Source organism: Salinivibrio sp. EAGSL, from assembly GCF_013366455.1.
GTDB classification, from domain to species: domain Bacteria; phylum Pseudomonadota; class Gammaproteobacteria; order Enterobacterales; family Vibrionaceae; genus Salinivibrio; species Salinivibrio costicola.
The window spans coordinates 77,028-94,285 of the sequence record NZ_JABWMG010000010.1 but is presented as its reverse complement, the minus strand read 5'-3'; the positions used below and the strand labels follow the sequence as shown (position 1 = coordinate 94,285).

The 17,258-nt window shown below is 49.3% G+C and carries 10 protein-coding genes; 6 read left to right on the top strand and 4 right to left on the bottom strand.

What is annotated here, in order from left to right:
* Positions 1-64: 64 nt before the first annotated feature.
* On the bottom strand, positions 65-1,990 hold the full coding sequence (dhaR, locus tag HLG76_RS08155; RefSeq protein ID WP_021024316.1) for a dihydroxyacetone kinase operon transcriptional regulator DhaR: 1,926 nt from the start codon (positions 1,988-1,990) through the stop codon (positions 65-67).
* Positions 1,991-2,320: 330 nt separating this feature from the next.
* On the opposite strand from dhaR, the gene rluB reads away from it, so the two are divergent.
* The 3 genes from rluB (at position 2,321) to HLG76_RS08140 (ending at position 6,579) form a co-directional block, all read left to right on the top strand.
* Complete coding sequence (rluB, locus tag HLG76_RS08150; protein WP_175993446.1) at positions 2,321-3,298, top strand: 23S rRNA pseudouridine(2605) synthase RluB; 978 nt, start codon at positions 2,321-2,323, stop codon at positions 3,296-3,298.
* A 142-nt stretch (positions 3,299-3,440) separates the two neighbouring features.
* Entirely contained in the window at positions 3,441-4,364 is a 924-nt protein-coding gene (locus tag HLG76_RS08145; RefSeq protein ID WP_175993445.1) for an AraC family transcriptional regulator, read from the top strand.
* A 196-nt stretch (positions 4,365-4,560) separates the two neighbouring features.
* Entirely contained in the window at positions 4,561-6,579 is a 2,019-nt protein-coding gene (locus HLG76_RS08140) for a TonB-dependent siderophore receptor (protein ID WP_254877655.1), read from the top strand.
* A gap of 47 nt (positions 6,580-6,626) precedes the next feature.
* On the opposite strand, the gene HLG76_RS08135 is transcribed toward HLG76_RS08140, so the two are convergent.
* Positions 6,627-7,370 (bottom strand): YciK family oxidoreductase, encoded by a 744-nt coding sequence (locus HLG76_RS08135; RefSeq protein ID WP_021023934.1) that lies wholly within the window; start codon positions 7,368-7,370, stop codon positions 6,627-6,629.
* Positions 7,371-7,495: 125 nt separating this feature from the next.
* Between HLG76_RS08135 and sohB the strand changes: the two genes are divergently transcribed.
* The 3 genes from sohB (at position 7,496) to HLG76_RS08120 (ending at position 12,647) form a co-directional block, all read left to right on the top strand.
* Complete coding sequence (sohB, locus tag HLG76_RS08130) at positions 7,496-8,548, top strand: protease SohB (protein ID WP_021023935.1); 1,053 nt, start codon at positions 7,496-7,498, stop codon at positions 8,546-8,548.
* Positions 8,549-8,958: 410 nt separating this feature from the next.
* Positions 8,959-11,589 carry a type I DNA topoisomerase gene (topA, locus tag HLG76_RS08125; protein WP_077669351.1) on the top strand — a complete coding sequence of 877 codons (2,631 nt, stop codon included), beginning with the start codon at positions 8,959-8,961 and terminating at the stop codon, positions 11,587-11,589.
* A gap of 134 nt (positions 11,590-11,723) precedes the next feature.
* The gene (locus HLG76_RS08120; protein ID WP_175993443.1) at positions 11,724-12,647 is read left to right on the top strand and encodes a TIGR01212 family radical SAM protein; all 924 of its coding nucleotides are present in this window, start codon (positions 11,724-11,726) and stop codon (positions 12,645-12,647) included.
* An 18-nt stretch (positions 12,648-12,665) separates the two neighbouring features.
* On the opposite strand, the gene HLG76_RS08115 is transcribed toward HLG76_RS08120, so the two are convergent.
* Complete coding sequence (locus HLG76_RS08115; protein ID WP_175993442.1) at positions 12,666-15,794, bottom strand: efflux RND transporter permease subunit; 3,129 nt, start codon at positions 15,792-15,794, stop codon at positions 12,666-12,668.
* Positions 15,787-16,935: an efflux RND transporter periplasmic adaptor subunit gene (locus HLG76_RS08110; RefSeq protein WP_175993441.1), complete on the bottom strand. Its 1,149-nt coding sequence runs from the start codon at positions 16,933-16,935 to the stop codon at positions 15,787-15,789. The genes HLG76_RS08115 and HLG76_RS08110 overlap by 8 nt, the downstream gene beginning before the upstream one ends.
* Between the last annotated feature and the right edge of the window lie 323 nt (positions 16,936-17,258).

Here is a 17,258-nt window from a genome sequence, read left to right as displayed (position 1 = left end):
TTCCTCTACGTATAAACCGGCGTTCAACGCCGGTTTTTTTATATGACTTTTTTAATATGACTCGTTAGTACCACTCCATCTGTTCATGTAAGCCAAATTTTTTGATTTTTCGCCATAGTGTCGTGCGTCCAATTTGCAGTGCTTTGGCCATCTCGTTCATTTTCCCATTACATTGATTCCAAGCCTGAACAATGGCTCTTTTCTCGGCTTCTTCTAGGGTTATGATCGGCGTATTATCTGTACGATGATGGGCGTTCAATTTTATGTCCTCAGGAATATCACTCAGTTTGATCAAGTTTGAACCTCGATTAAGCAAGATGCGCTCAATTCGGTTTCTTAACTCGGAGTTATTTCCTGGCCAACGAAAATTCATTAACGCTTCCAATGCCACTTGTTCTATCGAGAGGGTTACATTGTGGCGACGCTCGTAATGGCTAACAAGCTGCTGGACAAGATGTTCGATGTCTTCTCTGCGTTTTCTTAGTGGCGAAATAGGGAGTTCGTTTGAGGATAACTCATAGTAAAGTTGGCGACCAAATGAGCGCTGTGTAACATATTCGCTGATTTCTGCGGTCGTGCTGGTAATGAGTTGAAAGTCTACTGGGATCAATCGCAAGCTGTCGCTACGGCTTACCAAGCCTGTCTTTAATAACTTTAGTAACACGGCTTGTAGGTCTGGCGATAGGTATTCCACTTTTTCTAAAAACAGAGTTCCGCCGTGAGCTAACTCAAACTTAGAAGGCATGCCCTGTCCTTCATCATAGCCCAAGGTCTCTTTCACCAGTTGTTCCGTATTGATCGAGCGGCAGTTGAGCGTAATGAATGGCCCATCTTTATAGCTACTCTCATTATGAATCGCCATGGCTAACGTCGCTTTTCCCACACCTTCCTCTCCAGTAATGAAGATCGGTGAATTCGATTTTATCGCCCGCTTGGCCATGGTAATCACGTGTTTCATCTTGCGTGAAATAACAGGCAACGTATTGAATGTATATCGTGCACTGCCTCCGATTTGCTGTTGAGCTAGTTCGCGAATTTTATCGATGGGGTGCAAGAACAGTAAATGGGTGCCGTCATTGAGCGCACGCAGCGTGATAATCGCTTCAACAAACTCGCCGCCGACTTCTATTGTGGTCAATTTACGCTTAATTGTTGTACCAGATTCAATACTGTTGAGTACATTGGGAGGGAAACGAAAAACACAGAACACATCTTTTTCTAAGACATCGCTTGCCTCGATATTCAGTAACCGCTCAGATTGATGGTTAACCATGGTGATGTGATTGTCTTCATCCCATGCCAGGAGACCATCATCCATGGACTCTAGTGTGGCGTTGTGCGCGCAGGAAAGACGGTTAATATTCTCTTGTTCAGAATGAATATGTATCTGCAAACTGATTTCTCTCGCACTTGACGCGATGATGACTAAGCTCTCTTTCTGGTAGTGTTCTGCGTTTTTGATCAAACACGTTGTCCCACGTAGCTTGCCAAATTGATCGAAAACAGGTGCTGCCACGGAGGCATAAGGATGTAAGTGACGATTAAAGTGTTCTGCGGCAAATACTTCACAAGGCATATGGGTGTTGATACAGAGATTGACTGCATTGGTACCAATCTTCCCTTCAGAAAGAAAGCAACCGTGTTTTATACCAAGCTCGTTCATCTCCTGCTTTATTACGTCATGCCCGACGAGAGAAAGAATGCAGCCATTGTTGTCAGTCACAATCAATAGCAAATTTTCTTCGCCTAACATATCGTAAGTATCTTCAAGCACTGTGGTGGCACATTCGATAAGATGCTCGTTGCGCTTCATCAAAGACGATAAGGTAAAACCAGAGGCAATGTGTGGTTTTGACCAAGTGTAGGGATTACATTGCTTTATACACCGCTCCCACGACTTAAGTACGGGGGTACGTGAGAATTCATGAGACACCCAGTGGTGTTTTTGGAAAAAGTCCCATTTGGTTTTATTGTCTTCGATCGAAAGCATGCTATACCGCTCTAGCACAAGTTATGGACTGTCGGCATGTTACAGGTACTTTAGCCCAGCAGCTGTGAGAACTTTCACGCCTCAGCACAGAGAGACGAAATGAGCGAGATAAAAGACGTATAAAAACTGACCGTTTTATCCAGTGGTCAGGGTGTATTTTTCTATGCGTGCGTGATGCGGTCGTGTATCATTAGGCACCTGTTATAGCGCCGCGCTTTATCTTGTTGGAGATGTTTCAACAAGTTTTACTAGGGGCGTATTATAACCAGCCATAACGTAGAGTTATTCCGTTTTTGACGCCTGTGAAGGCGACAGTAAGGTAAGACAAACATGAGCGAAAAATTACAGAAGGTGCTAGCGCGTGCTGGCACGGGGTCACGCCGCGAAATGGAAAGCTATATCCAAGCCGGCCGAGTGAGTGTCAATGGTGTGGTGGCCAAGCTGGGCGACCGTCTTGACGATCCGAGTGCGCTGGTGCGTGTCGATGGCCATGCAGTGCCGCTCAATGCGCCTTCTGATTCAGTATGTCGCGTGCTGGCTTACAACAAGCCAGAGGGCGAACTATGTACGCGTAGCGACCCAGAAGGTCGTCGTACCGTGTTCGACCGGTTGCCAAAGCTCAAAGATGCCCGCTGGGTCGCTGTTGGCCGCTTGGACGCCAACACGTCCGGTCTCATGCTGTTTACCACTGACGGTGAACTGGCAAACCGCTTGATGCATCCAAGCCGCCAAGTGCAGCGTGAATATATGGTGCGCGTTTTTGGTGATGTGAACGAAGACATGGTGCGCAACGTGGTGGCCGGTGTCGAGCTTGAAGACGGTGTTGCCCGCTTTGAGGACGTGGTTTACGCGGGTGGCGAAGGGATGAACCACACCTTTTATGTTGTGATCACCGAAGGGCGTAACCGCGAAGTGCGTCGCCTTTGGGAAACTCAAGGTGTGACTGTGAGCCGCTTGAAGCGAGTGCGTTACGGTGACATTTATCTTGAGAAAGACCTGCCACGTGGTGGTTGGCGCGAGATGGAACTTAAAGAAGTTAACTATTTGCGCGAGATGGTGGAAATGAAGCCTGAATCGCAAACAGTGATCACGCCAGAAGACCAAAAGCGTAAAAAGTCGCGTCAGAAAATTCGTCGAGCAGTGCGCCGCTATGAAGAGCGTATCGACTCGCACGATAAGCCAAAGAAAGCCCGTCAAGCTCGCCGTGGTAATGCCCCGGCAGCAGGACCAAAAGGGTCGGGACCCAAAAAAGGTAGCCCACGCCCTGGCGCGCCAAGAGGGAAAGGAAAGCCTCGGACGCGTAAATAAAACGCTTTCAGCATTAATGAATGAAAACCCGGCCTTGTGTCGGGTTTTTTTATTCAAGAGAGAAGAGAAGGGTATACATGATAACGATTATTATTTGTGTTATTGTCAGCTCAATTTATAGAACTATCGATATACGGAAATAATGACGATCGCTGCTGAGCCTTATCAAGCTGCCACCCGTTTGAATCGGATTGAACGTGTATTAGCCTACATCCATACCCATTTAGATCAGCCACTATTGGTTAGTGAACTTGCAGCAAAAAGTTGCTGGTCTCGTTGGCAACTGCAGCGCGTGTTCTCTGAGCAAACGGGGATGAGTGTTGCGCACTACGTGCGGGAGCTTAAATTGAGTGATGCCGCTAAGCAGTTACTGACTGGCCAACGTCGTATCATTGATATTGCCTTATCCTGTGGGTTTACCTCTGAGGCTAATTTTTCCCGCGCATTTCGACAGCAATATAATATGACGCCTCGAGAATATCGTCGACGAGGCATTATGGATGGTATTCGTACACCGTTACAAATTACCACTTTAACCACACCACAACCTCTGTGGTTATCTGTGCAGATCAAAACGCGGCCTCAAGCTACACTCGTGGGAGACGTTGCACCGATATTGGGATTATTTGCGCCAGAGCCTGATTTTAATGATGTTGTGCCAGCGCTTTGGCAGCGAGCCTATGCGCGCGGCGTGATTGATCTAAACCAGCCAAGTATCGGTGCCATTGATGTAGCTAGCGCGGATACACTGCAATCACCGTTGCCATACCTTGCGGGACAACAGGCATTAGCAGGCTTTCAACATGACACCACAAGCTGGATCATTCCGGAAACGACCTATGCCGTTATCACGCACTCCGGACCGGTGAGCGGGCTCCCTGATACATTGCAGGCGTTTATTTACGCTTGGCTACCAGACTCTGGCTATCAATGCACCGATGGTATAGAGCTTGAAATCTACCCCAGTGGTTACCAGCCCCACTCGAATAGCGCAGTAATGACATATTGGGTGCCACTCAATCCCGTGCATCGTGCTATCGATCCCGTGCATCGTGCACCAAAATGAACAGTATTTCCTCTATGTATCCATAAAATACGAATGATTCCGTTTTAGATTTATTGGTTCGTCATTAGAGGAAATCATGATGCATACAGGTTTTTCGTGCCCACGGCAGGCTATTGGGCGATTGTCGCCGTTGACCTTAGCTGTGATTAGCAGCGTAGTAACTGTGTCGGCTTACTCTGCTCCCCAAGAAGCCAACATGGAAACCATACAAGTCCTAGGTGACACGTACCGCAATACCGCCACCAAAACGGTATTGGCACCCGAAGAGACACCACAAGCGGTCACAGTGATTAACCGCGACACTTTGGAGCAGCGCCAAGCAAGTTCATTAAGCGAAGCCGTCCGCTACACCCCGGGCGTAAATACCGAACTTCGCGGTGGGGCCGTGACCCGTCTCGACCTTTTCAATATTCGTGGTTTTATCAACTATCAAAATTTTTACGACGGGTTAGCGATCCCTTACAACACCTGGAATTTACAGCCACAAATTGATCCGATCGCGATTGAGCAAGTCGAGGTTTTTAAAGGGCCTACATCCGTGTTGTACGGAAATATCCCACCGGGTGGCATGGTGAATATGATCGCGAAAACGCCACAGCGTGAAGCCGCGCATCGGGTTGGCGTCAGTACTGATACAGAGGCGCTGCGAGAAATATCAGTCGACAGCACCGGAGCGATTCAAGATACCTCGTTGGCCTATCGGATGGTGGCGCTGGCACGGAAAAAAGACGGGCAAGCCGGGCATTCAGAAGAAGAGCGTTATGTCGTGGCTCCGTCGCTAGATTGGCGTATTTCGCAAGATACCTTAGTGAATTTTAATCTATATTATCAAGCGGATCCGGCTGCGGGCATTTATACGTCGCTACCAGCAAAAGGCTCAGTGCTGCACAGTGACCAAGGCAGCCTTTCGAGTGACAGTTTTTCCGGTGACAACAACTGGAATACCTACGACCGAGAGTTTTTAATGCTGGGCTATAAAGTGCAACACCAACTCGCTTCTGATTGGTCACTACTGCACACCGCACGATACACCGATGCCGATTTACTGCAAAAGAACATGTACCATCAAAAAAGCAGTGATGGCAGACACTATCCGCGTAATGCATACCTGACAGATGAAACCATGGAATCGTGGGTGGTTGATACTCAGCTTTCTGGCGATTTGCGCTGGGGGGCAGCGCAACATTACACCTTGTTCGGCTTGGATTATCAAAACATGTCGTCCAATGTTGGCTATGACGATACCCTTGCAGGTGTGGTGCCGGCTATTGATATCTTTGAGCCCAATAATAACCAGGTGGACCCAAGTTCACTTAGCTTCGTTTATCAGGATCAGCATGACATTGAGGTCACGCAGACCGGACTCTACGCCCAAGATCAGATCCTTTGGAATCAATGGGTCTTTCTCTCTGGCGCGCGGTACGATGAATATGAGTTAAAAGATGATCAGCAAACATTGTTTGCTGGGTCACCGAGTACCTCTGATAAAAACATTCGCCACTACAATTTAGCGTTTCGCGCCGGAGCCATGTACCAATTTGATAACGGTATTTCCCCTTATCTCAGTTACTCCGAGAGCTTTGAGCCGACAGACATGGATAATCGAGGTAATGTCTTTGATCCATCGAAGGGCGAGCAGTGGGAAGCAGGCTTGAAGTATTTATCATTGGATGGGACGACAGGGCTCAACTTGGCGTTATTTGAGCTGACTAAGCAAGATGCCTTGGTCAACGATCCCAATGATTCTTACGCCAAAATTCAAACGGGTGAAATCCGTTCGCGAGGCGTCGAAATTGAACTGAATCAAGCGCTGAGCCTAGATACCAATGTGGCCTTAACCTATAGCTATATTGATATGGAGATCACCGACGATCCTAACCTTGATGGCAAGACACCGGTTTGGGTGCCCGAGCAAACGGCCAGTGCTTGGGTGAACCATCAGTTAACCTCCGGATTAGAAGTGAGCGTGGGGGCGCGTTATGTGGGCGAGTCACAGGGTAACGCGAACAATACCTTTAAAGTGCCTGATTATACCCTGTTTGATACCGCTCTAAACTATGATCTTGCTCAGCTAGATACGTCGCTATCAGGAGCGAAATTGTCACTATCTGCAACGAACCTGCTGGATAAAACGACCTATAGCTGCTTCGACGAGCTGAACTGTTGGTATGGTGATGAGCGGAATGTAAAAGCAAAAATTACCTTTGATTTTTAAATCGCGTTTGTGAAAAACAACGCCCCCGTCAATGGGGGCGTTTTTGTTTATCGTTTGGGTTGCGCATCAATGCACTGGCCATGCACTTCAACACCTTCCGGGGCCATGAGGTAGACGTAGAGCGGAATAATATCGAGTGGCGTTTTTAATGTGTCGGGATCCTCGCCTGGGAAGGCGCTGGCGCGCATGCTAGTTCGCGTGCCACCTGGATTAATCGCGTTCACTCGTACCTTGGTGTCTGACATTTCATCGGCCAGTACTTGCATCATTCCTTCCGTGGCGAACTTAGAAATCGCGTAGCTGCCCCAGTAAGCACGGCCTTGATGACCCACGGTAGACGTGGTAAACACCACCCGCGCATCATCAGACTTTTTCAGCAGTGGCAGCAAGGCTTGTGTCATCAACATGGTGGCTTTGACGTTCACTTGCATCACATCGTCATGCGATTTTTCATCGATTTGATCGAAAGGGCTTAGCACGCCAAGTAGGCCAGCATTATGGAGTACTCCGTCTAAACGACCAAATTGTTGGTCAATGGTATCCGCCATGTCGAGGTAATGCTGCCGGGTTGCCCCCAGCATGTCTAAGGGAATAATGGCAGGTTGTGGTGCGCCCGTGGCAGTAATTTCATCGTACACAGCTTCAAGCTTTTTCACGGTGCGGCCGAGCAAAATCACCGTCGCGCCTTTTTCGGCATAGCTCAGTGCCGCTTGACGACCAATACCAGCGCCGGCGCCGGTGACCAAAATCACACGCCCTTGAAGCGCGTCGGAGGTTACTTGATAGTCCACAGTACAAATCCTTATTTATTGTTAAACGTAGATTATTGTAAGGTTGCGGGTAATGTGTGACAACCAAGTGCGTGATGCACTGGGCTGAGGCATTGCAAACTCAGAGATAAAAAGAGGATACAACATTGGAATTCATTGCGGATTATGGGCTTTTTTTAGCGAAAGTCGTCACCTTTTTAATGGCAGCGGTGGTGTTAGTGGCACTGCTACGCGCGGCGAATGATAAAGGCGGACAGAAAGGCAGCCTGAAGCTTACCGATTTAACCGATAGCTTTAAGACCTACCGGCAGTCGCTCGAACATCATCTTTACAATGAGTCATCGTTAAAAGCGCGCGATAAAGACGAGAAAAAGGCGAAAAAGAAAGAAGAAAAGGCACAAAAGGCCGCAGCGAAGAAGCAAACGGCGCAGCCAACACAGCGCGATCCACAACTTTTTGTTCTGACTTTTAAAGGCAGTATTGATGCCCGCGAAGTCGAGGCATTGCGTGAGGAAGTGACCGCCATTTTGTCGGTAGCGACCGAACAAGATGAAGTCTTGGTTAAACTGGAAAGTGGCGGCGGCATGGTGCACGGCTATGGGTTAGCCGCCTCGCAACTGGCACGCGTTCGTAAAGCCGGCGTACCGCTGACTGTCGCGGTTGACAAAGTCGCGGCTAGCGGTGGCTATATGATGGCATGTGTGGCCGATAAGCTGATCGCTGCGCCTTTCGCAATCATTGGTTCGATTGGTGTGATTGCCCAGCTCCCCAACTTTAATAAGTTGCTCAAGAAAAACGATATTGAGTTTGAGCAGCTGACCGCAGGGGAGTTTAAACGTACCTTGACCATGTTTGGTGAAAATACCGATAAAGCGCGTGAAAAATTCAAAACCGAGTTGGAAGAAACGCATGGTCTATTCAAAGCGTTTATCACCGAGCACCGCCCTTCGTTAAATGTTGATGAGGTCGCAACCGGCGAGCACTGGTTTGGCAACCAAGCATTAGAACTTGGCTTGATTGATCAAGTCTGCACCAGCGACGAGTATCTTTTTGAGGCGGCCAACAAGGATCGTAAAGTGCTATCGGTCTCTTATCAGCAGCGCAAAAATATCGCTGAGAAATTAGCAGGAACCTCCGCTGAGGTGGCCGATCGTGTGTTGCTTAAATGGATTAGCCGAGGCCAGCGTCCGCTGGTGTAAGCAAACGCGCGTGCATGATATCGGTATATTGCACATAAAATAGGGCATCGTCGTATTGACTGCTGGCATGCCTTTGGCTTGGCGAAATCACGCTATGATGGGATAAATATCAAGAATAATGTGAGCCAAGCCAAAAATTACCGTATCCACTTAGCTATTTTACAGGCGGCAATGGTAATGATTAGCGCGCTTTTTGCCGAAAAGTGGCATAGCGAATAACCGATACACTACTATCACAATTGATTAACAATTGTGGAAGGTACGAGCAATCAGCGTGTTTTACTGCGAATTTAGTTGATATTCGGCTAGACTCGCTCAATATTGTAAAACAGATAGCGGCATTCCAATATCGGAGTGCAACGCAACGAATTTTCGACAGTTTTAGCGCAAAGGGCGTCAATTAGGTCATTATGGGCAAATCTCTCGTTATCGTGGAGTCCCCTGCAAAGGCGAAAACGATCAACAAATATCTCGGCAAAGATTTCATTGTGAAGTCGAGTGTCGGGCATGTGCGTGATCTGCCTACTGGAGCGACCCAGGGCGGTAAAAAAGCTGCACCTGTGTCTACGAAAGGGCTCAGCGCCGAAGAAAAAGCGCAAATTAAGAAACAAAAAGAAAAGAAGGCGCTCATCAATAAGATGGGCGTCGATCCTTACAACGGTTGGCAGGCGAAATATCAAGTGCTGCCGGGCAAGGAAAAAGTCGTTGCCGAACTCAAATCACTGGCCGAGCAAGCTGACCATGTTTATCTCGCAACGGATTTGGACCGCGAAGGGGAAGCCATAGCTTGGCACCTGCGGGAGCTGATCGGTGGCGATGAAGATCGTTTTAAGCGTGTTGTGTTTAACGAGATCACCAAAAATGCCATTACCCAGGCGTTTGAAGCGCCGGGAGACGTCAACATTGATGGCGTCAATGCACAGCAAGCAAGGCGTTTTCTTGACCGTGTGGTGGGCTTTATGGTGTCACCGCTGCTTTGGAAAAAAGTGGCGCGCGGTTTGTCGGCAGGGCGTGTGCAATCGGTCGCGGTGAAATTGTTGGTCGAACGCGAGCATCAAATTAAAGCGTTTATTCCTGAAGAGTTTTGGGATGTGCATGCGGACACGCTCACCCCTAACGAGCAGGCACTTCGATTGCTCGTTGCACAGCAAAACGGAAAAGCCTTTAAGCCGAAAAACAGCGATGAGGCAATGGCCGCGGTGGCCGCGTTGGAAAACGCGAGCTACGTGGTACGTGATCGTGAAGATCGCCCCTCAACCAGTAAGCCATCTGCGCCCTATATCACCTCAACACTTCAGCAAGCCGCCAGTACGCGGTTAGGCTTTGGGGTGAAGAAAACCATGATGTTAGCGCAGCGTCTTTATGAGGCGGGTTACATCACCTATATGCGTACCGATTCGACCAACCTTAGCAAAGAGGCGGTGGACGCAGCGCGGGGACATATTGCCAGCGAATACGGTGAACAATATTTACCTGAGTCGGCGAACGTCTACGGGGCAAAAGCCAATGCGCAAGAAGCCCACGAAGCGATCCGTCCATCGGATGTTGGCGTGACGGCGAGCGATTTGCAAGGTATGGATCCTGATGCGCATCGACTGTACGACCTGATATGGCGTCAGTTCGTGGCGTGTCAAATGGTACCGGCTAAGTACGACTCCACCACATTGACCGTAGAGGCCGGTGAGTTTTCTTTGAAAGCAAAAGGGCGGATTTTACGTTTCGATGGTTGGACGCGCGTACAGCGCCCGACGGGTAAAAACGAAGATCAAATCTTGCCTGCGGTGGAAGTGGGACAATCACTGACGTTGAGTCAGCTTGATCCGAAACAGCACTTCACTAAGCCACCGGCGCGATTCACGGAAGCGGCTTTGGTTAAAGAGCTGGAAAAAGCGGGTATTGGCCGTCCGTCCACGTATGCGTCGATCATTTCGACCATTCAAGATCGTGGTTATGTGCGCGTCGAAAATCGTCGTTTCTACGCAGAGAAAATGGGAGAGATCGTCACCGATCGTCTGACCCAGAGCTTTGCAGACTTGATGGATTACGACTTTACCGCCCGGATGGAAGCGTCGCTGGATAAAATCGCTGAAGGTCAAGCCGATTGGAAAGGCGTGCTTGATGACTTCTTTGCCGACTTCACCGCAGAGCTAGAGCAAGCGGAACAAGACGAAGAAGAAGGCGGGATGAAACCGAACAATATGGTCATGACGGATATTGATTGTCCAACATGTGGCCGTAAAATGGGTATTCGTACTGCATCAACTGGCGTCTTTTTGGGCTGCTCAGGGTATGCATTACCGCCGAAAGAGCGTTGCAAAACCACTATCAATCTGATGGATGAAGACGGCATTGTTAATGTCCTAGAAGAGGATGTTGAAACCGCGGATCTTCGTGCCATGAAACGTTGTCCGATTTGCGAAACGGCGATGGATTCATACCTGATTGACCAACATCGTAAGCTTCATGTCTGTGGTAATAACCCAAGCTGTGAAGGTTATGTGGTCGAAAAGGGTGAGTTTAAACCGAAAGGCTATGACGGTCCGGTCGTTGAGTGTGACAAATGTGGTAACGATATGGTGCTGAAAAATGGCCGTTTCGGGAAGTACATGGGTTGCACCAATGATGAATGTAAGAATACGCGCAAGATCTTGAAAAATGGTGATGTTGCACCACCGAAAGAAGATCCTGTGCATTTCCCTGAACTGCCTTGCGAAAATTCGGACGCCTATTTTGTGCTGCGAGACGGCGCCTCGGGGCTGTTTATGGCGGCAAGTAACTTCCCTAAATCGCGTGAAACTCGCGCGCCGCTGGTGGAAGAGCTCGATCGCTTTAGAGATCGTATCTCGGAGAAATTCCAATACCTTGCGGATGCACCACAACAGGATCCTGATGGACGACCGACGGTAGTTCGTTTTGCACGTAAAACCAAAGAAAACTACGTGCGAAGTGAAGAAGACGGTAAGCCATCCGGCTGGTCAGCTTTCTTTGTCGATGGTCAGTGGGAAGTCACTGACAAGCGCAAGAAGAAGGCCAAAGCCTAATGAGATTCAACCCGCCATCACGGCGGGTTTTTTTTCGTCGTTTTTAGCAGCCGTGATACCGACGTTTGATCTCTACCAAAGTGCCTCTGGTTTGTGCTGCTAAGATGCGACTTTGTATTGAGCCACGAGGCACCATGGAGCTGCACCAGTTAGTTAATACACTTGGCCAAGATCTCAAGCACCGCTATGGCGAACGGGTGCATAAACTGACGTTGCACGGTGGTTTTAGCTGCCCAAACCGCGATGGTACGTTGGGACGGGGCGGTTGCACGTTTTGTAATGTGGCCTCGTTTGCGGATGAAAAAGCGCAACATGCATCGGTCAGTCAACAACTCAGTCAACGCGCCAAAGAAGTGGATCGTGCCCGCCGTTATTTAGCGTATTTTCAGGTTTATACCAGCACCTATGATGAAGTCGCCCGTTTAAAAGTGTTGTACGAGCAAGCACTGGCCCAAGAGCACATGGTGGGATTATGTGTGGGAACACGTCCTGATTGCGTGCCGCATGCCGTGCTCGATTTGCTTGCAGATTATTATCAACAAGGCTTTGAGGTGTGGTTAGAGCTTGGCTTACAAACCGGCCATGATAAAACGCTCAAACGCATTAATCGTGGGCATAACGTCGCGGTATACCAACAGGTCGCAACAAAGGCCCGTGCCTTAGGGATCAAAGTGTGCACCCATTTAATTGTCGGCCTGCCAGGGGAGGAGATAACGGCCCATCAACAGACGATTGATACAGTGGTAAATACGGGCACCGATGGGATCAAGTTGCATCCACTGCACATCGTTGAAGGAAGCACCATGGCAAAGGCGTGGCGAGCTGGGCGACAAAGGGAAATTTCGTTCGACGATTACATCGCTAGCGCCTCGATGATGATTCAGCGAACGCCACCAGAGGTGGTTTACCATCGGGTGTCGGCAAGTGCACGTCCACCCACATTGTTAGCACCTGCCTGGTGTGAAAATCGCTGGCTTGCGATGACAGCGATCGCCGAGACACTCACACAAACAGGCGCACAAGGGGCCGCGCTGGGCCACCCCTTTGTAGGGCGCTAGCCGATTGAATCTTTTGATCTAGCGGAGTTGATCCTCTGATGCCGTTGGCAAGACGCGTTGCATCAGTCTTTGCAACACTCTGCCAATATCTTGCAATATCAGGTACAAGCAAGGCACAAGAATCAGTGTGAGCAAGGTTGCGAACATCACGGCAAAGCCTAACGCCACTGCCATGGGGATCACAAATCGTGCTTGTAAGCTAGTTTCAAACATGATCGGCAGTACCCCGGCAAAGGTGGTGATGGAGGTGAGAGTGATGGCACGAAAACGCGCGCAGCCGGCGTCAATCACCGCTTGTTTGACTGCAACGCCCGCTTGCCGAGCCCGGTTGATGTAATCGGTCATTACCAGTGAATCGTTGACCACCACACCTGCCGCGGCAATTAAGCCAAAAGTCGACATCAAGCTCAAATCGATATCAAACCAATAATGTCCCCAAATGGCGCCGGTGAGACTAAATGGGATCACCGACATAATGATTAATGGCTGGGTGTAACTTTTTAATGGTACGGCAAGCAATGCATAGACCACGATCATGCCAGCGATAAAAAACAGCAGTTGCTCACTTTGCTGAGCTTGTTGCTCCTCAATCGAGCCACTGAGCTCACTGGTGACTTCAGGATAATCGGCCAACACATCAGGTATTACCGATTGTCGAATCGTTTCAACCACTTGGTTGGGTTCTACTTGCTCTTCATCAATGGCGCCATAGACGTAGACAGTGCGAAACCCTGCTTCACGGCGAAGGCTACTGATCCCAGGCTGTTGCTCAAAGTTGACCACATCACCCAGCATCACTTGTTGCCCCGTTGGCGTCGTAATCACGGCATAGCGTAGCGATGAGAAGGTTTCTCGCGTGCGCTTTGGATACCGCACCATGACTTTGATTTCTTCACCGTCTCGGATCAATCGCTGTGCTTCACCGCCATAAAAGCTGCCCCCAACTTGCTGGGCAATGGTCGTCAGATCCAGCCCCAGATCATGGGCGACGGGAGTGAGCGAGATCAGAATTTCCTGGCTGCCAGAATCCATCGAAGAGGATATATCGAAAAGCCCTGGTTGCTGATTAAGGCGTGACATCAGCGCCCGCCCAGCGGCATTGAGGGTATCAATATCGGGGCCGAATAACAGGTAACCAAATTCATCACCTTGTTCTCCGCCGTTGACATCGTCTTGAATGGTGAGCTTTTTCACCCCCGGAATATCAGGCATGGCATCGCGCCAGCGCCGAGAGAGTTCAAAAGTGGTAAAGGGACGAACGGCATCATCCACCAAGGGGATCACCAGCTGCCCAGCGGTTCGGCCCTCATTAAATACCAGGGTTTCTTTGATCATGGCTTGGCCGGTTTCCGCTTGAGTGTTGTTATCAACGTCGTAGACCATTCGCTCGATAGCTTTTAGGGCAGCGATGGTTTGTTCGCTCGATGCGTTGTTATTCATCTCTAAACGAATATTGGGGAAGTCATGTGGTACTTTCGGCGTCGGCACCATACGAACGTGGCTGGCCACCACCAAAGCAATACTGATAGCCAATAGGGCAATGAATACGGTAAGTACAGACCAACGCCAGTGTGTGGCCCGGGTGACTGTACGGCGATAAGGGCCGTGAATGAATTGCTGAAAACGGCGGTTAAAGCGTTGGCGTAAGCTATTTGGTTTAGGGGTAGAAAAGTGGGTATGAGCAAGGTGTGCTGGAAGGATGAGTTTGGATTCAATCAAACTAAATACCAGGCACAAGATGACAATGGCGGCGATACCAAAGAAGAAGGCACGCTCTGGTCCACTAGACATCAAAAAAGGGGCAAACACTGCAATGGTCGTTAATACCCCAAAGGTAGCGGGCGTTGCAACCCGTTGAGCACCGGCAACCACGTTATTCACACCACCGCCCTTATGCTCGACTTCGGTATAAACGCTTTCGCCTATCACAATGGCATCATCAACGACGATCCCCAATACCATAATAAAGGCAAATAACGACACAATATTAATACTAACCCCTATCACTGGCATCAGCATAACCGCGCCAAGAAAACAAACAGGCAGTCCAACGAGCACCCACATAGCTAGCTTAAAGCGTAAAAAGAGGGTCAGTAACAACGCGACGAGCACTGCCCCTTGCAGCAAGTTTTTGAGCATCATGTCCAAGCGCGCGTTTAAGTAGTGGGTCATATCAACCACGGACTTTAGCGCCAAGCCGGCTGGAAGCGTGTTGTTTTTCGTCTCGATGTAATCTTTGACTGCGGAGGCGACGGTAACCATGTTTTGCGACGCTGTCGCGTTCACCGAGAGAAAGATGGCATTTTGCCCAGAGTATTTAAAATAGCGCTCACCTTCGGTAAAGCCATCTTTAATGGTCGCGATATCTTGCAGTCGTAGTCGGCTACCATTTGGACCAATTTTAATCGGGATCTGTCGAAATTCGTCGCCGCGATAGCGTTGGTTTTCCACGCGAATGGCGATCATACCGCTATCGGTGCGCACTTCACCGGCTGAGAAGTTGGCTGAATAGCGGGCTATGGCATCACTGACTTGACCCAGAGTGAGGTCGTATTTTCTTAATTGTTGCGGTGCAACTTCAATGGCGATTTCGTAGTTAGGGGCACTGAGCTCGACTAATGTCACATCGTTAAGTTGAAGTAACTCGTCTTCGATGTTTTGTGCGACGGGTTTTAGCTCGGTCAGTGGCTTGTCGCCCACCACCGCCATGCGTATCACTGTTTGTCGAAACTCAACTTGCGACACATTGAGCGGCTCCATAGACGCGGGCAGATTAGAAATGGCATCGACTTTCTGATTCACCCGATCCAACACCACATTGAGGTCTTCGCCAACATCCACTTCGATTTCGACACGGCCAAAGCCTCGGCGTGCTGTCGATACCACAGACTCAATGCCGGTGACATCTTTAATGGCTTCTTCCACCTTTACGAGGATGCTTTCTTCAACCTCTTGTGGCGAGGCGCCTGGGTAGTCAGCAGTGATATGGATATAATTAATTTCGATGTTGGGGAACATCTGACGTTGAATAAAGAAGTAGCTCGCGATCCCCATGATCAATACAAAAATCATGATCAGATTCGCCGCGACAGGGTTATGTGCAAAATACGCAATGAGACCACGAGGTGGCGTAGGGGCTTCATTCATCGTCGTCGTTCTCCTGCGCAACCTGCGATGCCACGCGTACCGTCATTCCCGCTTCAGGAAACTCGGGGGGCGTTGTCACAATCTGGTCATTGGCACTTAGCCCTTGGTCCGCATAAAGGTATTGCCCTTCGGCACGGACAATATTCAAGGCGCGAGATGAAAGTTGGCCCTTGCCATCGACCACCCAAACTTGTCGATTATTTGCCAAGGCTTGGGGAAGTTTAAATACTGCGTCTAACGTGGTGCCGTTAAAGGCCACCTCAACATAACTGCCGAAGGGCAGAGTTGGTTTAGGCGAGCTGATACCGTAGGGGTCATCAAGACGCACCACCACACGCATCATCCGTGTACTTTGTTCCACAATCCCTAAATCACGCACCACGGTGCCTTCGCGATGAATCGGCGATGTGCCATTTCGTGTCAGCGAGGCCTGAATCCCTTCGAGTTGTTCGGGCAGAAATGCACTGTCAAACCCAGCCACAGGTACGTGGACTTCCGCCACTTCAACATTGTTGATCGTACCCACAGTCGTGCCTGCGCTAATATATTGACCCACACCGATATCGCGTGAGACCACTAGGGCATCATAGGGGGCGGTGACTTGACAGTTATCAAGATCGCGTTGAGCGCGTTTTAATGCCGCTTGGGCCGACTTCACCCGCGCCTTGGCCGTTAATAGTTGTGGTTTGCGTAAATAGAGATCGGTGACCTGTGTCGGAGGCAAGCTTTTTGCTTGGCGCTTTGCCACTGCGGCTTGCGCTTGTTCTTCAATGAGAGCGGCTTGCGCGCTGGCGAGATCGGCCTCTGCACTGAGCACCGCCGCCTGATAATTATCCGCCTCAATAGAGAAGAGCACGTCGCCACGTTTTACGATGCCACCGGCGACAAAATTCGGGTGCCAATCCATGACTTCTCCCGATACTTGCGCGGAGATTTGCGTGGTTTCCAGCGGCATTAATTCACCATGCCCCGTGATGACTACTTGATGTTGCGTGGGCGTGATGAACTGCGTATCGACGATCGGCGGAGGAGGAGCGGGATTATCGACCAGTGTCTCTGATTCTGTTGCCGCAATAGCAGTATAGCCAAGGTAGCCGAGCCCTAATACCACTAAGGGCAGAATCCAACGTAGTCCTTTCATTAATGATGAGTCCTTTCTGTGCGTCGCCATGTGTAGTGTGACAGCCGATTCGGGTTATATGTCTATTAACTAATTTATCATGTAACGTCAGTACTGTGATGACACGCTAACTGATCTTTTGAATTTCATCATTTTTTGTTGCACTCAACACGTTACGACTGAGTGTGTCCTCCCGATCGCCTCGTTTCGGTCATCCGGCATGTGTCTTTTGCTAAAACGCAAACCTGTTCTTTTTTTCCAATAGATAATTACATAGTTAGTTTTTATCTCACTTATTTTTACGTTTTTTACGTGATTTCTCTGATTTTGTTGGTAAAAAACAA